Source organism: Pelomonas sp. CA6 (assembly GCF_022549225.1).
Taxonomy (GTDB): Bacteria; Pseudomonadota; Gammaproteobacteria; order Burkholderiales; family Burkholderiaceae_C; genus Roseateles.
The window spans coordinates 241,666-257,091 of sequence record NZ_JAKZFD010000007.1 but is presented as its reverse complement, the minus strand read 5'-3'; the positions used below and the strand labels follow the sequence as shown (position 1 = coordinate 257,091).

Annotated in this window: 15 protein-coding genes; 4 read left to right on the top strand and 11 right to left on the bottom strand. The window is 67.3% G+C overall.

Annotated features, from left to right (window positions below; genetic code table 11):
* Positions 1-128 precede the first annotated feature (128 nt).
* From LZ017_RS13760 to LZ017_RS13715, 10 genes are all read right to left on the bottom strand, one after another.
* The gene (locus LZ017_RS13760) at positions 129-1,592 is read right to left on the bottom strand and encodes a Do family serine endopeptidase (protein ID WP_241397450.1); all 1,464 of its coding nucleotides are present in this window, start codon (positions 1,590-1,592) and stop codon (positions 129-131) included.
* An 88-nt stretch (positions 1,593-1,680) separates the two neighbouring features.
* A complete protein-coding gene (locus tag LZ017_RS13755) occupies positions 1,681-2,175 on the bottom strand; it encodes a hypothetical protein (RefSeq protein ID WP_241397411.1) in 495 nt (164 codons plus the stop codon).
* Between the two features lie 64 nt (positions 2,176-2,239).
* Entirely contained in the window at positions 2,240-3,484 is a 1,245-nt protein-coding gene (gene fabF, locus LZ017_RS13750) for a beta-ketoacyl-ACP synthase II (protein WP_241397410.1), read from the bottom strand.
* Positions 3,485-3,530: 46 nt separating this feature from the next.
* Positions 3,531-3,770 carry an acyl carrier protein gene (gene acpP, locus LZ017_RS13745; RefSeq protein WP_058936430.1) on the bottom strand — a complete coding sequence of 80 codons (240 nt, stop codon included), beginning with the start codon at positions 3,768-3,770 and terminating at the stop codon, positions 3,531-3,533.
* 179 nt (positions 3,771-3,949) lie between these two features.
* A complete protein-coding gene (gene fabG, locus LZ017_RS13740) occupies positions 3,950-4,687 on the bottom strand; it encodes a 3-oxoacyl-ACP reductase FabG (protein ID WP_241397409.1) in 738 nt (245 codons plus the stop codon).
* 18 nt (positions 4,688-4,705) lie between these two features.
* Complete coding sequence (gene fabD, locus LZ017_RS13735) at positions 4,706-5,647, bottom strand: ACP S-malonyltransferase (RefSeq protein WP_241397408.1); 942 nt, start codon at positions 5,645-5,647, stop codon at positions 4,706-4,708.
* Between the two features lie 49 nt (positions 5,648-5,696).
* Positions 5,697-6,695: a beta-ketoacyl-ACP synthase III gene (locus LZ017_RS13730; RefSeq protein ID WP_241397407.1), complete on the bottom strand. Its 999-nt coding sequence runs from the start codon at positions 6,693-6,695 to the stop codon at positions 5,697-5,699.
* Positions 6,692-7,828, bottom strand: coding sequence for a phosphate acyltransferase PlsX (plsX, locus tag LZ017_RS13725; RefSeq protein ID WP_374109922.1), 1,137 nt, complete (start codon positions 7,826-7,828; stop codon positions 6,692-6,694). Before plsX ends, LZ017_RS13730 begins: the two co-directional genes overlap by 4 nt.
* 234 nt (positions 7,829-8,062) lie before the next feature.
* Positions 8,063-8,248, bottom strand: coding sequence for a 50S ribosomal protein L32 (rpmF, locus tag LZ017_RS13720; protein ID WP_198100908.1), 186 nt, complete (start codon positions 8,246-8,248; stop codon positions 8,063-8,065).
* Between the two features lie 185 nt (positions 8,249-8,433).
* Positions 8,434-9,000 carry a DUF177 domain-containing protein gene (locus LZ017_RS13715; RefSeq protein ID WP_241397406.1) on the bottom strand — a complete coding sequence of 189 codons (567 nt, stop codon included), beginning with the start codon at positions 8,998-9,000 and terminating at the stop codon, positions 8,434-8,436.
* A gap of 57 nt (positions 9,001-9,057) precedes the next feature.
* On the opposite strand from LZ017_RS13715, the gene LZ017_RS13710 reads away from it, so the two are divergent.
* Together LZ017_RS13710 and LZ017_RS13705 are read left to right on the top strand one after the other, a co-directional pair.
* Positions 9,058-9,690, top strand: a complete 633-nt coding sequence (locus LZ017_RS13710; RefSeq protein ID WP_277604687.1) for a Maf family nucleotide pyrophosphatase — start codon at positions 9,058-9,060, stop codon at positions 9,688-9,690.
* Positions 9,687-10,457, top strand: a complete 771-nt coding sequence (locus tag LZ017_RS13705; RefSeq protein ID WP_241397405.1) for an SAM-dependent methyltransferase — start codon at positions 9,687-9,689, stop codon at positions 10,455-10,457. The genes LZ017_RS13710 and LZ017_RS13705 overlap by 4 nt, the downstream gene beginning before the upstream one ends.
* A gap of 62 nt (positions 10,458-10,519) precedes the next feature.
* On the opposite strand, the gene LZ017_RS13700 is transcribed toward LZ017_RS13705, so the two are convergent.
* The gene (locus tag LZ017_RS13700; RefSeq protein ID WP_241397404.1) at positions 10,520-11,962 is read right to left on the bottom strand and encodes a DEAD/DEAH box helicase; all 1,443 of its coding nucleotides are present in this window, start codon (positions 11,960-11,962) and stop codon (positions 10,520-10,522) included.
* Between the two features lie 267 nt (positions 11,963-12,229).
* Between LZ017_RS13700 and LZ017_RS13695 the strand changes: the two genes are divergently transcribed.
* Together LZ017_RS13695 and LZ017_RS13690 are read left to right on the top strand one after the other, a co-directional pair.
* A complete protein-coding gene (locus LZ017_RS13695; RefSeq protein ID WP_241397403.1) occupies positions 12,230-14,251 on the top strand; it encodes an SLBB domain-containing protein in 2,022 nt (673 codons plus the stop codon).
* 85 nt (positions 14,252-14,336) lie between these two features.
* Positions 14,337-15,374 (top strand): Wzz/FepE/Etk N-terminal domain-containing protein, encoded by a 1,038-nt coding sequence (locus tag LZ017_RS13690; RefSeq protein WP_241397402.1) that lies wholly within the window; start codon positions 14,337-14,339, stop codon positions 15,372-15,374.
* Positions 15,375-15,426 lie beyond the last annotated feature (52 nt).

Genomic DNA, 15,426 nt, shown 5'->3' with positions numbered 1-15,426 from the left:
GCTCCGCGCAAGAAGTGAGCGGGCGCACACCTCAAAGAGCGGAAGCCACCGGCGTTGAGGACGGCCGAATTCCCGTATTGTGAAAAGACCCAGGGCTGCGCTGGATTTGCCGCGACCACCCTGAGGCTTCAGCGGGCAGGCTTGAGCAGCACGTAGCTGGTGACCTCGCCACGGCGCACCAACATCTGGATCTGGCGCGCCTTGTCGAGCTGACCCAGCAAGGTCTGCAGCTGGGCCACGCTGTGCAGCTCCTGGTTCTCCAGCGCCAGGATCACATCACCAGGGCGCAGTCCGGCACGCGCAGCGATGCCGTCCGCCTGCGTGATGCGCACGCCCTGCCTCACGCCCAGGTCCTTGCGCTGCGTGCTGTTGAGCTCCGCCAGCTGCAGGCCCAGCCGCGAGGCCGGCGAGCTGCGCTCGGCCTCAGCCTCGGCCATGCCACGGTCGGGCTTGTCATCCGGCATCTCGGCGATCTCCACCTGCAGTTCCTGGAAGGCCCCGCGCCGGAACAGCTGCAGCCGAGCCTGACTGCCCGGCTTGGCCGCCGCCGCCAGGCGTCGCAGGTCCACGGCCTTCTCGACCGGCTTGCCGTCGAACCGGGTGATCACGTCGCCGCCCTCGATGCCTGCCTTCTCGGCCGGGCCGCCAGCGCTGAGGCTGCGCACCACCGCGCCACGGCCCTTGCCCAGTCCGATCGCTTCCGCCAGCTCCTTGCTGAGGTCGTCCGGCACCAGTCCGATCAGGCCGCGCTGGACGCGCCCGCTGGCGCGCAGCTGGTCGGCCACGCGCATCGCCTCATCGATGGGAATGGCGAAGGAGATGCCCATGAAGCCACCGGACTGACTGTAGATCTGCGAGTTGATGCCCACGACCTCGCCGCGCAGATTGACCAGGGGGCCGCCAGAGTTGCCGGGGTTGATGGCCACGTCGGTCTGGATCAGCGGCAGCAGATCGCCGGTCTCGCGCGCTTTGGCGCTGACGATGCCTGCGGTCACCGTGTTGTCGAAGCCAAAGGGCGAGCCGATGGCCATCACCCATTCACCCACCTTGAGCCGCCCGACCTGCCCCGCTTTGAGCACCGGCAGCCCCGTGGCGTCGATCTTCAGTACCGCCACATCGGTACGCCGGTCCAGTCCCACGACTTTGGCCTTGAACTCGCGCTGGTCGGCCAGCGTCACAATGACCTCATCGGCCTCGTCGACCACATGGGCGTTGGTCATCACGAAGCCGTCGGCGCTCATCACAAAGCCCGAGCCCAGCCCGCGGCGTTGCGGCAGCTCGCCCTCCTCGTCGTCATCGTCCTGGGGGACCTGCGGCGTGCGCGGCGTTTGCGGACCGCCGCGGCGGGCATTGGGGGGCACGGGAATGCCGAAGCGGCGCAGCATCTCCTGCACCTGCTCGTCCATGCGCTCCGAGGTCCGGATGTTGACCACCGCCGGTCCCACTTTTTCGACCAGCGCGCTGAAGTCGGGCAGCGACGACGACAAGGCCTGGACCTGCGGTGCCGCGAGGAACAAGCTCAGGACCAGACCGGCGGTGACGCCTGAACGACGCCAGCGCAGCGCAAGAGCGGAAGAGGAGAACTGAGGCATGGGCATGGAGGCGCCGACCACGTGGCGCACGGGCTGATTCGGGAGCCATTATGGGTGTGAGGCGATGGCGGCCCCCAAGGCCATGGCCCTAGATGGTGTCCGCCGGCCCCTGGGGATGCGCCAAGGCCAGCAGCGCATGGAGCAGGGACCAGCGCGCCATGCCGAACATGCGCGCCCTCAGCGGCACGTAGACAGGCCTCGCCAGCAGAGAAAGCCCGGTCTGCGACGCCGACCAGGGCGTCAGGCGCAGCAGCACCCAGCCGTCCAAATCCAGCCCCACCACCACGATCACGGCCCGTTCAGGATCCCCGAGCTCGCGGCGCCACCACCACTGAGCCCCATCCCAGCGCAGTCGCGACACAGGTGCGCGCAGCTGGCGCCACAAGCGCCAGGCCAGCACGCCCAGCCAGGCTAGGCCCGCGGCCACCAACAGCCCCGAGGCCTGCGGCACATGGGCCGCCACGGTGACCAGCACCGCCGCGACGGCCAGGGCCTGGGCCCCAAAACAAAACCCGAGCCACAGGGGCTCGGGTTGCGGATGCAGCAGCAGGGGCGGCGTCAGGCGTATTGCGCGAGAAACCACCGGAGGACGGGTATGTTCCTCGACCTCTCCAGCAGCGTTCGCGCGCATGGCCGCGCCTGCGCCGTCAGCTACGCTTGAAGATCAGCGTGCCGTTGGTGCCGCCAAAGCCGAAGTTGTTCTTGGCGGCGTACTCGATCTTCATCTCGCGCGCGACATTGGCGCAGTAGTCCAGGTCGCATTCCGGATCCTGGTTGAAGATGTTGATGGTCGGCGGAGCGATCTGGTGATGGACCGCCAGCACGGTGAACACCGACTCGACGCCGCCCGCGCCGCCCAGCAGGTGGCCGGTCATGGACTTGGTCGAGGACACGACCAGCTGCTTGGCATGCTCGCCGAACGCCAGCTTGATCGCGTTGGTTTCGTTGATGTCGCCCAGCGGCGTGGAGGTGCCGTGGGCGTTCATGTACTGGATCTGCTCGGGATTCAGACCGGCATTGCGCAGCGCCGCGCGCATGGAGCGCTTGGGGCCGTCCACATTGGGCGCGGTCATGTGATAGGCGTCCGAGCCCATGCCGAAGCCGACCAGTTCGCAGTAAATCTTGGCGCCGCGCTTGACGGCATGTTCGTACTCTTCGAGCACCACCACGCCGGCACCCTCGCCCAGCACGAAGCCATCGCGGTCGCGGTCCCAGGGCCGGGAGGCGGTCTTCGGGTCGTCGTTGCGGGTGGACAGCGCGCGCGCGGCGGCAAAGCCACCAATGCCCAGCGGGGACACGGTGGATTCGGCACCACCGGCAATCATCACGTCGGCATCGCCGTACTCGATCAGACGCCCGGCTTCGCCGATGCTGTGCAGGCCCGTGGTGCAGGCCGTCACGATGCTCAGGTTCGGCCCCTTGAAGCCGAACTTGATGGACACATGGCCCGAGATCATGTTGATGATCGAGGCGGGCACGAAGAACGGAGAGATGCGGCGCGGGCCGCGCGACTCCAGTTCCGCGTGGGTTTCCTCGATCATGGGCAGGCCGCCGATGCCCGAGCCGACCAGCACGCCGATGCGCTCGGCCTGCTCTTCAGTCAACTCGTCACCGGTGGGCAGCCCTGCGTCCTTCACTGCCTGTATGGAAGCCGCCAATCCAAAATGGATGAAGCGGTCCATGGTCCGCGCTTCCTTGGTCGAGATGTAGTCGCCGACCTCGAAGCCCTTCACCTCGCCTGCGAAGGTGCAGGCCAGGTTGCTGGCATCAAAGCGGGTGACGTGATCAATGCCGGATTGACCGGCCACGATGTTGGCCCAGCCCTCAGCCACCGTGTTACCCACGGGGCTGATCAGACCGAGACCGGTGACGACAACTCGACGACGGCTCATGCGCTCTTAGGCAATCAGTGAGGAAACGCCAGAGGGGCTAAGGCCCTCAGGCCTTCTGGTGCTTGACGGCGTAGTCGATCGCCAGCTGCACCGTGGTGATCTTCTCGGCTTCCTCGTCCGGGATCTCGATGCCGAACTCGTCTTCCAGGGCCATCACCAGTTCCACGGTGTCCAGAGAATCAGCACCCAGGTCCGCAACGAAAGCCTTTTCGTTGGTCACATCGGCTTCGGGCACGCCGAGCTGTTCGGCGATGATTTTCTTGACACGTGCTTCGATATCGCTCATGACTCCTCCAGGAGGGGTTTGCTAGAACAACCCGGGATTCTAAGGCCTTAGAGTGACGCCTCTAGTTTGGCGCCCCGAGGCGGCCTCCCCGCAGGGGAAATCGGCACGCGCTCGCACTCTACCAGCCCCACACCGGCCGGGTGAATCCGGTGGGCGGAACCTGCGTTGCAGGCTTCGCCTCAGTTCATGTACATGCCGCCGTTGACGTGCAGCTCGGTGCCGGTGATGTAGCCGGCTTCGGGAGAGGCCAGGAAGGCCACGGCGTGCGCGATCTCGCGCGCCTCGCCCAGGCGTCCCAGCGGAATCTGGGCCAGCAGCGCGGCCTTCTGGGCCTCCGGCAGGACCTCGGTCATGTCGGTGGCAATGAAGCCAGGGGCCACGCAGTTCACCGTGATGGCGCGGCTGCCCAGTTCGCGAGCCAGCGCGCGCGTCATGCCGGCGACGCCAGCCTTGGCGGCCGCATAGTTCGCCTGCCCGGCATTGCCCGAAGCCCCGACCACCGAGGTGATGCTGATGATGCGCCCGTAGCGCTGCTTCATCATCGGCCGCATCACGGCGCGGCTGAGGCGGAACACGGCCTTCAGGTTGGTGTCCAGCACCGCGTCCCAGTCCTCGTCCTTCAGGCGCATGGACAGCATGTCGCGCGTGATGCCGGCGTTGTTGACCAGCACCTGCAGGCCGCCATGCGTCTTGACGATCTCGTCGATCAGCGCATCGCAGCCGGCCGCGTCATTGACGTTGAGCACCACGCCACGCCCCCCCAGCGGAGCCAGCGCCTCGCTGATGGCTTGGGCCCCCGATTCGCTGGTGGCCGTACCGATCACGGTATAGCCCTTCTCGGCCAGGGTCAGCGCGATGGCGCGGCCTATGCCTCGGCTGGCGCCGGTGACCAGCGCGACTTGCTTTGCTTCACTCATGTGCGGATTCTCTATCAGTCAGCCCAGCAGGGTCTTGGCCTCGGTCAGGGAAGCGGGATCCAGCACCGTGGTGCTGACCAGCTCGGCGTCGATGCGCTTGACCATGCCAGACAGAACCTTGCCCGGGCCGCATTCGATGATGCGCGTCAGGCCGCGCGCCTTGAGCGCCTGGATCACCTCCACCCAGCGCACCGGACCGAAGGCCTGGCGGTAGAGCGCATCGCGCAGCGCGTCGGCGTTGTCGGTCACGGCCACGTCGATGTTGTTGATCACCGGGAAGGCCTGTGGCGCAAAGCTCACCGTGACCAGCCGCTCGCGCAGGCGCTCCGCGGCCGGCCTCATCAGGCTGGAATGGAAAGGCGCGGACACCGGCAGCGGCAGCGCGCGCTTGGCCCCGGCGGCCTTCAGAATCTCGGCGGCCTTTTCGGCGCCGGCCTTGCTGCCGGCGATCACGGTCTGCTTGGGATCGTTGAAGTTCACGGCCTCGACCACCTCGCCCGATTCGGCCGCGGCGCGGGCGCAGCCCTCGCGCACGGCGTCGCCGTCCAGGCCCAAGATGGCATACATCGCACCGGCGCCAACGGGCACGGCGTCCTGCATCGCCTGGGCGCGCAGGCGCACCAAGGGCAGCGCATCGGCCAGGTCCAGCGCGCCACTGGCCACCAGCGCGGTGTACTCGCCCAGCGAGTGCCCGGCGGCCGCGGCCGGCTTCAGGCCGGTCTCGGCGATCCAGGCGCGGTAGCAGGCAATGCCCGCAGTGAGCATCACTGGCTGAGTGTTGGTCGTCAGGTCCAGCTGGTCCTTGGGACCGTTCTTGATCAGCGCGCCGATGTCCTCACCCAGCGCGGCCGACGCTTCAGCCAGCGTGCGGACGGCTTCGGGATGGTCGCCCCAGGCGTCCAGCATGCCCACGGCCTGGGAACCCTGGCCGGGAAACACGAATGCAAAGGAGTTGCTCATGGTCTTGGAGGAGTTGTCCGTGAGGAAACGCGAGAAGCCGTGCGCCCGGTCAGAGGTCCAGCAGGACCGCGCCCCAGGTGAAGCCACCGCCCACGCCTTCCAGCATCACGGTGTCGCCGGCCCGGATCTTGCCACTGCGCACCGCGGCGTCCAGCGCCAACGGAATGGACGCGGCCGAGGTGTTGCCATGCTGGTCCACGGTGACGATCAGCTTGTCCAGAGGCAGCTTCAGCTTCTTGGCCGTGCCCTGCATGATGCGGATGTTGGCCTGATGGGGAATCAGCCAGTCGATATCGGCTTCGCTGCGCCCGGCCTTGTCCAGCACGGCGCGAGCCACCTTCTCGAGCACGCCCACGGCGAGCTTGAAGACTGCCTGGCCATCCATCTTCAGCAGCGGATGGCCCAGCACCTGCCCGCCGGACACGGTGCCGGGCGTGCAGAGGATGTCCACGTGGCGGCCATCCGCATGCAGCTGGCTGGCCAGCAGGCCCGGGGTATCGGAGGCGCCCAGCACCACGGCACCGGCGCCATCACCGAACAGCACGCAGGTGGTGCGATCCTTGAAGTCCAGGATGCGCGAGAACACTTCGGCGCCGACCACCAGCGCCTTGCTGGCGGCCCCGCTCTTGATCATGGCGTCGGCCACGGTCAGCGCGTAGACGAAGCCCGAGCACACCGCCTGCACGTCGAAGGCGGCGCAGCCGGCAATGCCCAGCTTCTGCTGCAACAGGCAGGCGGTGGAGGGGAAAACCATGTCCGGCGTCGAGGTGGCGACGATGATCAGGTCGATCTCATCCGGCGCGACCCCGGCCGCCTCGAGCGCAGCACGCGACGCATGCAACGCCAGCTCGCTGGAAGGCTGGTCCGGCTCGGCGAAATGGCGCGCCCGGATGCCGGTGCGCTCGACGATCCACTCGTCGGAGGTCTCGATGCCGTCACGCGCCAGGCGGGCCGCCAGGTCGGCATTGGTGACGCGTTGGTTTGGCAGGTAGCTGCCCGTTCCGAGGACACGGGCGTAGCGCGGTGCGCGCGAATCAGCAGTGGTCATGCAACTTGGGCGGCGGTGGCCGCCGTGTCTCCAGCATCGCGTCCCTCCCGCGGCGCGGGCGTGGCAGCCTGCAGCGTGGCGACGATGCGATCGTGAACCCGGTCTAAGAGCCGGTTGCGGGCCGCATCATACGCCCTGTTCAAGGCCTGCTCGAACGCGAAGGCGTCCGCCGACCCGTGGCTCTTGAACACCAGGCCGCGCAGCCCCAGCAGCGCCGCGCCATTGAAGCGACGATGATCCACGCGCCCCTTGAAGGCCTTCAACACCGGCAGCGCCAGCAGGGCCACGAGCCGGGTCCACAGGTTGCGGCCGAACTCCTGCTTCATGAAGTGGGAGATCATGGTGGCGAGACCTTCGGCCGTCTTCAGCGCCACATTGCCCACGAAGCCATCACAGACCACGAGGTCGGTCGTGCCCTTGAAGATGTCATTGCCCTCGACATTGCCATGGAAGCGCAGCTGGCCCTGGGCATGCGCGGCGCGCAGCAGCTCGCCGGCCTGCTTGATGACCTCGTTGCCCTTGATCACCTCTTCACCGATGTTCAGCAGACCGACGCTGGGCTCTTCCTTGCCGTCGACGGCCGCCACCAGGGCGCTGCCCATCACCGCGAACTGCAGCAGATGCTCGGCCGAACAATCGACGTTGGCCCCCAGGTCCAGCACCGTGGTGTAGGCACCGGTCTGGTTGGGCATCACGGTAGCAATCGCGGGGCGATCGATGCCATCCAGGGTCTTCAGCAGATAGCGGGCCACGGCCATCAGCGCGCCGGTATTGCCAGCGGAAACACAGGCATGCGCGCGCGCCGGCGAGCCGTCCTTGCCCGTCTTCAGCTGCGAGATCGCAACCCGCATCGAGGAGTCCTTCTTGCGGCGCAGTGCGACATCGACGGGGTCGTCCATCTCGACGACTTCGCTGGCCGCGACGATTTCGCAACGCGGCCAGCTCGCCGCCGCGGCCAGGGCCTCCGGCCGACCGACCAGGACCAGCTCAGCCTGCGGATGCGATGCCAGAAAAGCCTTGCAGGCCGGCAAGGTGATGGACGGGCCGTGGTCACCGCCCATGCAATCGACCGCCAGGCGGATCGCGCCGCCCGTGGTCTCGCGGGCCGGCATGGAACTAGAGTTGTGCGACATCGGATCTGTCATGGGCACCCCAAGACCTGCCGCGCTGCGTCAGGCCCCCGAGGGGAGTCAGGAAACTTGGAGCGGCCCTGCGTTTTTTTGCCAGGACCGGGCTTACACCAGGACTGCTTTTGCACAGACGAACCAGGCAGCACAAAAGCCCGGCAACGCAGCGCGCTGGACCGGGCTCTTGGATTTTCGATCAAACCAGCAGTCGTGATCCTGCCACGACCGCTCCGGCGGCGATCAGGCCGCGTCGGCCTTGGTCTTCAGGACCTTGCGGCCACGGTAGAAGCCATTGGGGCTGATGTGGTGACGCAGATGCACTTCACCGGTGGTGGGCTCGATCGCGGTGCCCGGGTTCACCAGGGCATTGTGCGAACGGTGCATGCCACGCTTGGAAGGCGACTTCTTGTTTTGCTGAACGGCCATGTGTTTCTCCTAAAGGCTTCGGTGATCGAGGCTTGCTCGTCGAGCGCTTTGCTGACCACCCTGTACGCAGGATTCTCAAAGAAACCCTACAAGGACTTGCCAACACCGCCGGCTCGCTACCGATGCCTCGGCCCGAACTCACAAAGAGTGAAGTCCGGGAAAGCCTGCTAGTGTAGCACCATCAGTCAGGACTGACTAGCACTTCCCTTCTTCAGCGCCGCCAGTGCCGCAAAGGGATTGGGGCGCTCGGGCTCGACCTCTTCCTGCGGCGCATCGTCCTCGGGTACCCGCAGTGGCTGGGGGCAGACCTCATGACGCGGCACGACCGGCAACTCCAGCAGAAGCTCGTCCTCCACCAACTCGCGCAAATCCAGGCTGCGGGTCAGCGCCAGAACCTCGTCCTCGCTGTCCATGTCCAGCTCGGCCGCACGCGCCTCGTCGCGCACGAAACGGAACGAGCGCTCGCTGCTCACCGGCAGGCGCACCGGCTGCAGACAGCGCTGGCAGGTCAGCGCCACCTCGGCGTCGGCCTCCAGATGCAGCCAGGCCTCGGGCTCACCGGCCCGCACCGGCCGCTGCTCGCCGCGCGCCGACCAGTGCACCTCGGGCCAACCCTGGGCTGGCGCCTCGGGTGCGCCCGATTCCGCAAGCCGCGCCAGCGCGGCCGCGGGCCATTCGCCCTGCAGTTCAGCACCCTCTCGGGCAAAGGCTTCGACGTCGAGTTTCAGGGGATCAAAGGCACGCGCTCTCATAGACCGAAGTGTAGTGGGCCCGCTCCCCCCACCCGAGCCGATGGACAATCCACCCCCATGAATTCCACCCCCCTGCCCCGCCCCTTGATCCTGGGCTCCACCTCGCGCTACCGCCGTGAGTTGCTGGAGCGCCTGCGCCTGCCCTTCGAAACCGCCAGGCCGGAGGTCGACGAGACCCCGCGGCTCGGCGAAGCGCCCGCCGAGCTCGCGCGCCGCCTGGCCCTGGCCAAGGCCCAGGCCGTTGCCGAGCGCTTCCCGAGCGCCCTGGTCATCGGCTCGGACCAGGTCGCCGACCTGGACGGCCAGCCGATAGGCAAGCCGGGTAATCATGAGCGCGCCGTCACGCAGTTGCGCGCGATGAGCGGGCGCAGCGTCGTGTTCCAGACCGCCTTGGCCGTGGTCTGTCTAGAAACCGGCTTTGTCGCGCAAGACCTGGCCCCGGTGCGCGTGCGCTTCCGCGAATTGGGCGACGACGAGATCCAGGCCTACCTGCGCGCCGAGCAGCCCTATGACTGCGCCGGCAGCGCCAAATCCGAAGGCCTGGGCATCGCGCTGTTGGAGGCGATCGACTCCGACGACCCCACCGCGCTGATCGGCCTGCCGCTGATCCGCACAGCACGCATGCTGCGCGAGGCCGGCCTGAACGCCCTCCTCCCTCGCGCCCTATCTGCGAGCGAGGGGGCAGCATGAGCACCGCTCCGGGCCGCCTGATTCTGGTCCCGAACACGCTGGACTTCGGCATCGACGGCGAACAGTCGCCGCTGGATGCCGTGCTGCCAGACGCCGTGCTGACGCAGGCCGCCCGCATCAGCCACTGGGCCGCCGAAAACGCCAAGACCACGCGCGCCTTCCTGAAGCGCGTCAACGCCAGCCATCCGCTGGCACTGCCACTGCAGGAGCAGCACATCGTCGAGCTGCCCCGCCCGCCCAAAGGTCGCCCCGCCGATGGCGACGACGAGCGCGCCTGGATGACGCTGCTGCAACCCGCGCTGCAGGGCCGGGACCTGGGATTGATCTCGGAGGCCGGCATGCCCGCCGTCGCCGACCCCGGCGCTCGGCTGGTGGCGGCCGCGCATGCGGCCGGCATCCCGGTCCTGCCCCTGGTCGGTCCCAGCTCGCTGCTGATGGCGCTGGCCGCCAGCGGTCTGAACGGACAGAGCTTCGCCTTCGTCGGCTACCTGCCCGTGGAGGCCGCCGCTCGCAGCAGCCGATTGCGCGAATTGGAAACCCGCTCGGCACGCGAACAGCAGACCCAGCTGATCATCGAGACGCCCTACCGGAACGCCAGCCTGATGCAGGCCTTGCTGAGCACGCTGAAGCCACAAACGCGCCTGTCCATCAGCTGCGGACTGAGCCTGCCATCGGGCTGGACCCACACCGCCACGGTGGCGCAATGGAATCAGCGGGGCCGAGCATTGCCCGACAAGGTGCCGGCAGTGTTCGCGCTGCTGGCCTGACTCTGCACAAAGAGGAAGACCCGCCAAGGCGGGTCTTCTGCGAGCAGCCCATCAGGGCAATCTCAGGTCTCCGTCGGCACGGCCGGCTTCTTCGCACCGAACAGCGCCGCCACCTTCTTCTTGGGCTTGATGTAGCTGGAGATGCCGCGCGACACCGGGGCGGCCGGCGTCTTCTCCCAGCTCGGCGGCTCGCTGCGCTCGCTGGCCTCGTAGGGCTTGTCGAACAAGGGATCGTAGGGCGCGGACGAGGCGCGGCGCGGCATCGGGGCCGGCGGCGCGGCCGCGTAGCCGGCGTCGCCACCGCGCTCCTCGAAACGGCGCGGCGCGCGGCGCGGCCGGTCGTCCTCCAGCTCCAGGGGCTCCAGGTCGATCTTGCGCTTGATGAGCTTTTCGATCTCGCCGGTCAGGCGAGCGTCGCTCTTGGTCACCAGCGTGAAGGCCAGGCCCGACGCGCCGGCACGGCCGGTGCGGCCGATGCGGTGGACATAGTCCTCGGCATTGAACGGAACGTCGAAATTGAACACCGCCGGCAGATCGGCGATATCCAAGCCGCGGGCGGCCACATCGGTCGCCACCAGCATCTCCATCTCGCCACGCTTGAAGGCGTCCAGCGACTTCAGGCGCTCATCCTGGCTTTTGTCGCCGTGCAGCGCCGCGGTCTTGATGCCATCGCGCTCGAAGGCCCTCGCCAGCCGGGCCGCGCCCAGCTTGGAATTCACGAAGACGATGGACTGGGTGATGGAGCGTTCGCGCAGCAGCTTGAGCACGGCACGACGCTTGTCGTCGTCGTCCACACTGAAGAAGCGCTGCTCCACCGTCGACGCGGTGGCATTGGGCCGCGCCACCTCGACCAATTCCGGGTTCTGCAGGTAGCTCTGCGCCAGCCGCTTGATCTCGGGCGAGAAGGTCGCGGAGAACAACAGGGTCTGGCGCTGCTTGGGCAGATAGCTGAGGATGCGCTGCAGGTCCGGCAGAAAGCCGATGTCCAGCATGCGGTCCGCCTCGTCCAACACCACGTACTCGACCTGGTTCAGCACCGCATTCTTGGCTTCGATGTGGTCCAGCAATCGACCCGGCGTGGCGATCAACACCTCCACCCCCGCCTTGAGCTGCAGGGTCTGCGGCTTCATGTCCACGCCACCGAAGACGCAGGCCACGCGCAGCTGGCTGTGCTTGGCATAGGCCTTGACGTTGTTGGCCACCTGATCGGCCAGCTCACGCGTGGGCGCCAGCACCAGGGCACGCACCGGATGCCGCGCGGGCGAGGCGCTTGCGTTCTCATGCTTGAGCATGCGCTGCAGCAGCGGAATGGAGAACGCGGCCGTCTTGCCGGTGCCCGTCTGGGCAGCCCCCATCACGTCACGGCCTTCCAGCACGATCGGAATGGCCTTGGCCTGGATGGGCGTCATCGTCGCGTAGCCCTGGTCGGCAACGGCACGCAGCAGCTTGGCGTCCAGCGGCAGCGTGTCGAAACGAGGGGCGGGCGTCGGGGTGGTGTCAGTCATGGGCGGGGATTATCGCCTAAGGCCCTCGTGAGCCCCGGGAAACCACGCAGGGCGCGTCCTGCTCGCCTGGAATCCGGGCGGATTCGGTGGGGGATCCTCCCCGAGGAGGACCCAGCGACACGGCCGGAGCCTGGCTTGTCGGAGTGGGCGCCGGGTCGCGCGAAGCCACGCTGTTTTGGTGCAACAGGCTTCACATAGAATGCCGTGCTTGTCGCCCGAGGCATCCCTGCCTCAGCCGGCAAAGTCCATCCCAAGGTGAGATCACGCATGGAACTTCGCGCCCAACGCGCCCTTTCCCCGGCCGCACAAGAAAACACCACGGGCCGGTCCCGCTTCACGCGCCATGCGCTCGCGGCCCTGGCCGCCTGCCTGATGGTCGGCTCCGCGATGGCGCAGAGCTCGAGCGGCTCGTCCGAATCGGGCAATGACGTCTCCGGCCCGATCCGGCTGGCCGTACCCGGACGTACCGCCCAGGATCAAAGCTCGCAGGTTCAGCAGGCCGCCATGGGCAAGCGGGAGCGCTACGTTCCCGGCGAGTTCGAGATCTACGTGAACCGCCTGCAAGGGATCGACCTGAAGGATCCGGAAATCCTGGAGCTGCTCAAGCGAGCGGAGCAGGAACAGGACAACCCGTACGTGGTCCGCCCTCAGCAGCAGTCGACATCGCTCACGACGCGCACGATCACGCCGGACACGGTGATCCATCGTCTGGGCTACGACCTGATGCTCGGCGACGGCCGCGGCCTGAGCGACGCCGACGGCCCGCGCCAGGCGCCCGCCGACTATCTGATCGGCATCGGCGACGAACTGCAGCTCACGGCCTGGGGCTCCATCGACGCGGACCTGCGCCTGACGGTGGACCGCTCGGGTCGCGTCACGATTCCGCGCGTCGGCCCGGTCCTGGTGGCCGGTATCCGCTACGGCGACCTGAACGACGTGGTGCGCAATCGCATCGGCCAGGTCTTCAAGAACTTCCAGGTCAGCACCTCGCTGGGCAAGCTGCGCTCGATCCGGATCTACGTGACCGGCTTCACCGCAAAACCTGGCACCTACACGGTGAGCAGCCTCGCGACCATCGCCAACGCGCTGACGCGCGCCGGCGGTCCGTCGGCGGCCGGCAGCTTCCGCCAGATCGAACTGCGTCGCAACGGCCGCACGGTCGCCAACTTCGACGCCTACGACCTGCTGCTCAAGGGCGACAAGTCGGGCGATCGCGCCCTGCAGGCCGAGGACGTGATCCACATCGGCGCCGTCGGCCCGCAAGTCGCGGTGCTGGGCAGCGTGAACAAGCCGACCATCGTCGAGCTGAAGCCGAACGAGACCATCGATGACGTGCTGGCGATGGCCGGCGGCTTCAATGCCGTGGCCGACCGCACTCGTCTGTCGATCGAGCGCCTGAGCGAGCGCAGCGACAAGCGCATCGTCGAGGTGACGCTGCCGGCGCAGGCCAAGTCGGGTGTGATGAACGGCGACGTGCTGCGCGTGTTCAGCAGCGTCAACACGGCGCTGCCGCAGTACAAACAGTACAAGCGCGTCACCGTCGAAGGCGAAGTGGCCAAGCCGGGCGAGTACGTCCTGCCGCCGTCGGCCACGTTGCCCGACGCGATTCAGGCCGCGGGCGGCCTGACGCCGCATGCCTACGTGTTTGGCACCGACTTCTCTCGCGAGAGCGTCCGACTGTCCCAGCAGGAAAACTATGACCGCGCCCTGCGCGACATGGAAACCGAGCTGACGAAGTACTCGTCGACGCAGCGCGCCGCCACGGCGGACGAGGCTTCTGCCAACTCGCAGCGCGCCTCGGCCACCGAGCGCCTCGTCAGCCGCCTGCGTGCGGTGCGCCCGACGGGTCGCGTGGTTCTGCAACTGGAAACCAATGCGTCGCGTCTTCCCGATCTCACGATCGAGGACGGTGACCGACTGCTGATCCCGAATCGTCCGATGACCGTCGGCGTCTTCGGCAGCGTGTTCAACAGCGGCAGCTTCCTGCTCAAGGACGGCGCCACGGTGGACGACATCCTCAAGCTGGCGGGCGGGCCGACGCGGGGCGCCGACTCCGGTGCGACCTTCGTGATCCGGGCGAACGGCACCGTCGTGAGCGCGCGCCAATCGAGCAGCGGCTGGCTGGGCTACGGCAACAACCTGAACAGCATGCAGGCGCTCCCAGGTGACACGGTCTTCGTTCCGGAGGAGATGAACAAGACCACCTTCATCCAGGAGGCGAAGGACTGGACGCAGATCCTGTATCAATTCGGTCTGGGTGCCGCGGCGCTGAAGACGATCAAGAACTAAACCGAGACCGCCCGTGAACGACCTGGCTTCGTCCTCCACCCTCTCTCACGGGGCCGCCGAGGCGCCCTCGCGACTCTCCGAGTTCATGCAAGCAGCCCGCCGCCGCCGCGGTCTGCTGATCGCCGGTCCGCTGGCAGCCGCGGTGGTCGCCGCCGGCATCAGCATGCTGCTGCCTCCGGGGTACACCGCCAAGACCAGTTTCCTGCCTCCCCAGCAGCAGCAAAGCAGCGCATCGTCGGCGCTGGCGTCACTGTCCGCGCTGTCGGGCCTGGGAAGTGGCCTGAACAAGAATCCGGTGGAGCAGTACGTCGCGCTGATGCAGAGCGACACCGTGTCGGATCGGATCATCGAAGGCCTCAAGCTCGACGAGATCTACAAGAACAAGTTCAAGTTCCAGAACCGCAAGGAACTGGGGCAGAACACGCGCATCATCTCGGGCAAGAAGGACGGGCTGATCATCGTCGAGGCCGACGGGCCCACGCCCGAACTGGCGGCGGCGATCGCCAACCGCTATGTCGACGAGTTGCGCCGCATCTCCGGCGATCTGGCCCTGACCGAGGCTAAGCAACGGCGCATCCAGTTCGAGAGCGAGCTTGCCGCGACCCAGAAGAAGCTGGTCGACGCCCAGTTGCAACTGCAGCAGAGCGGGATCAATCCGAACGCCCTGAAGACCGAGCCCAAGGCCGCGCTGGAACAGACCGCCAGCCTGCAGGCCCAGCTGGTGCTCGCCCAGTCGCGCCTGTCTATGCTGCGCAGCCGCCTGTCGGAGACGTCACCGGACGTCCAGTCCCAGAAGGCGCTCATCGGCTCCCTGAGCGGGCAGTTGGCGCAGATGAAACAGCCGACGCCGGCCGAGGGCAGCCTGGACTATGTCGCGAAGTACCGTGAGTTCAAGTACCAGGAAACGCTTTACGACCTGTATGCGAAGCAGTTCGAGCTGGCCCGCCTGGACGAGAGTCGCGACAACGCGCTGATCCAGGTCGTCGATCCCGCGCTGCTGCCCGAGCAGAAGAGCAAGCCCAAGCGCTCGCTGATCGTCGCGTTCGCCTTCCTGGCGACGCTCGCCGGACTGCTGATCTTCATCGCGGTCCGGGATCTCCCCAAAGCACCCCGACGGACCTGAGCCCACCGCCCACGGCCTTCGAACTCCCGGCCTGGGCGTGCACAGCGCAACA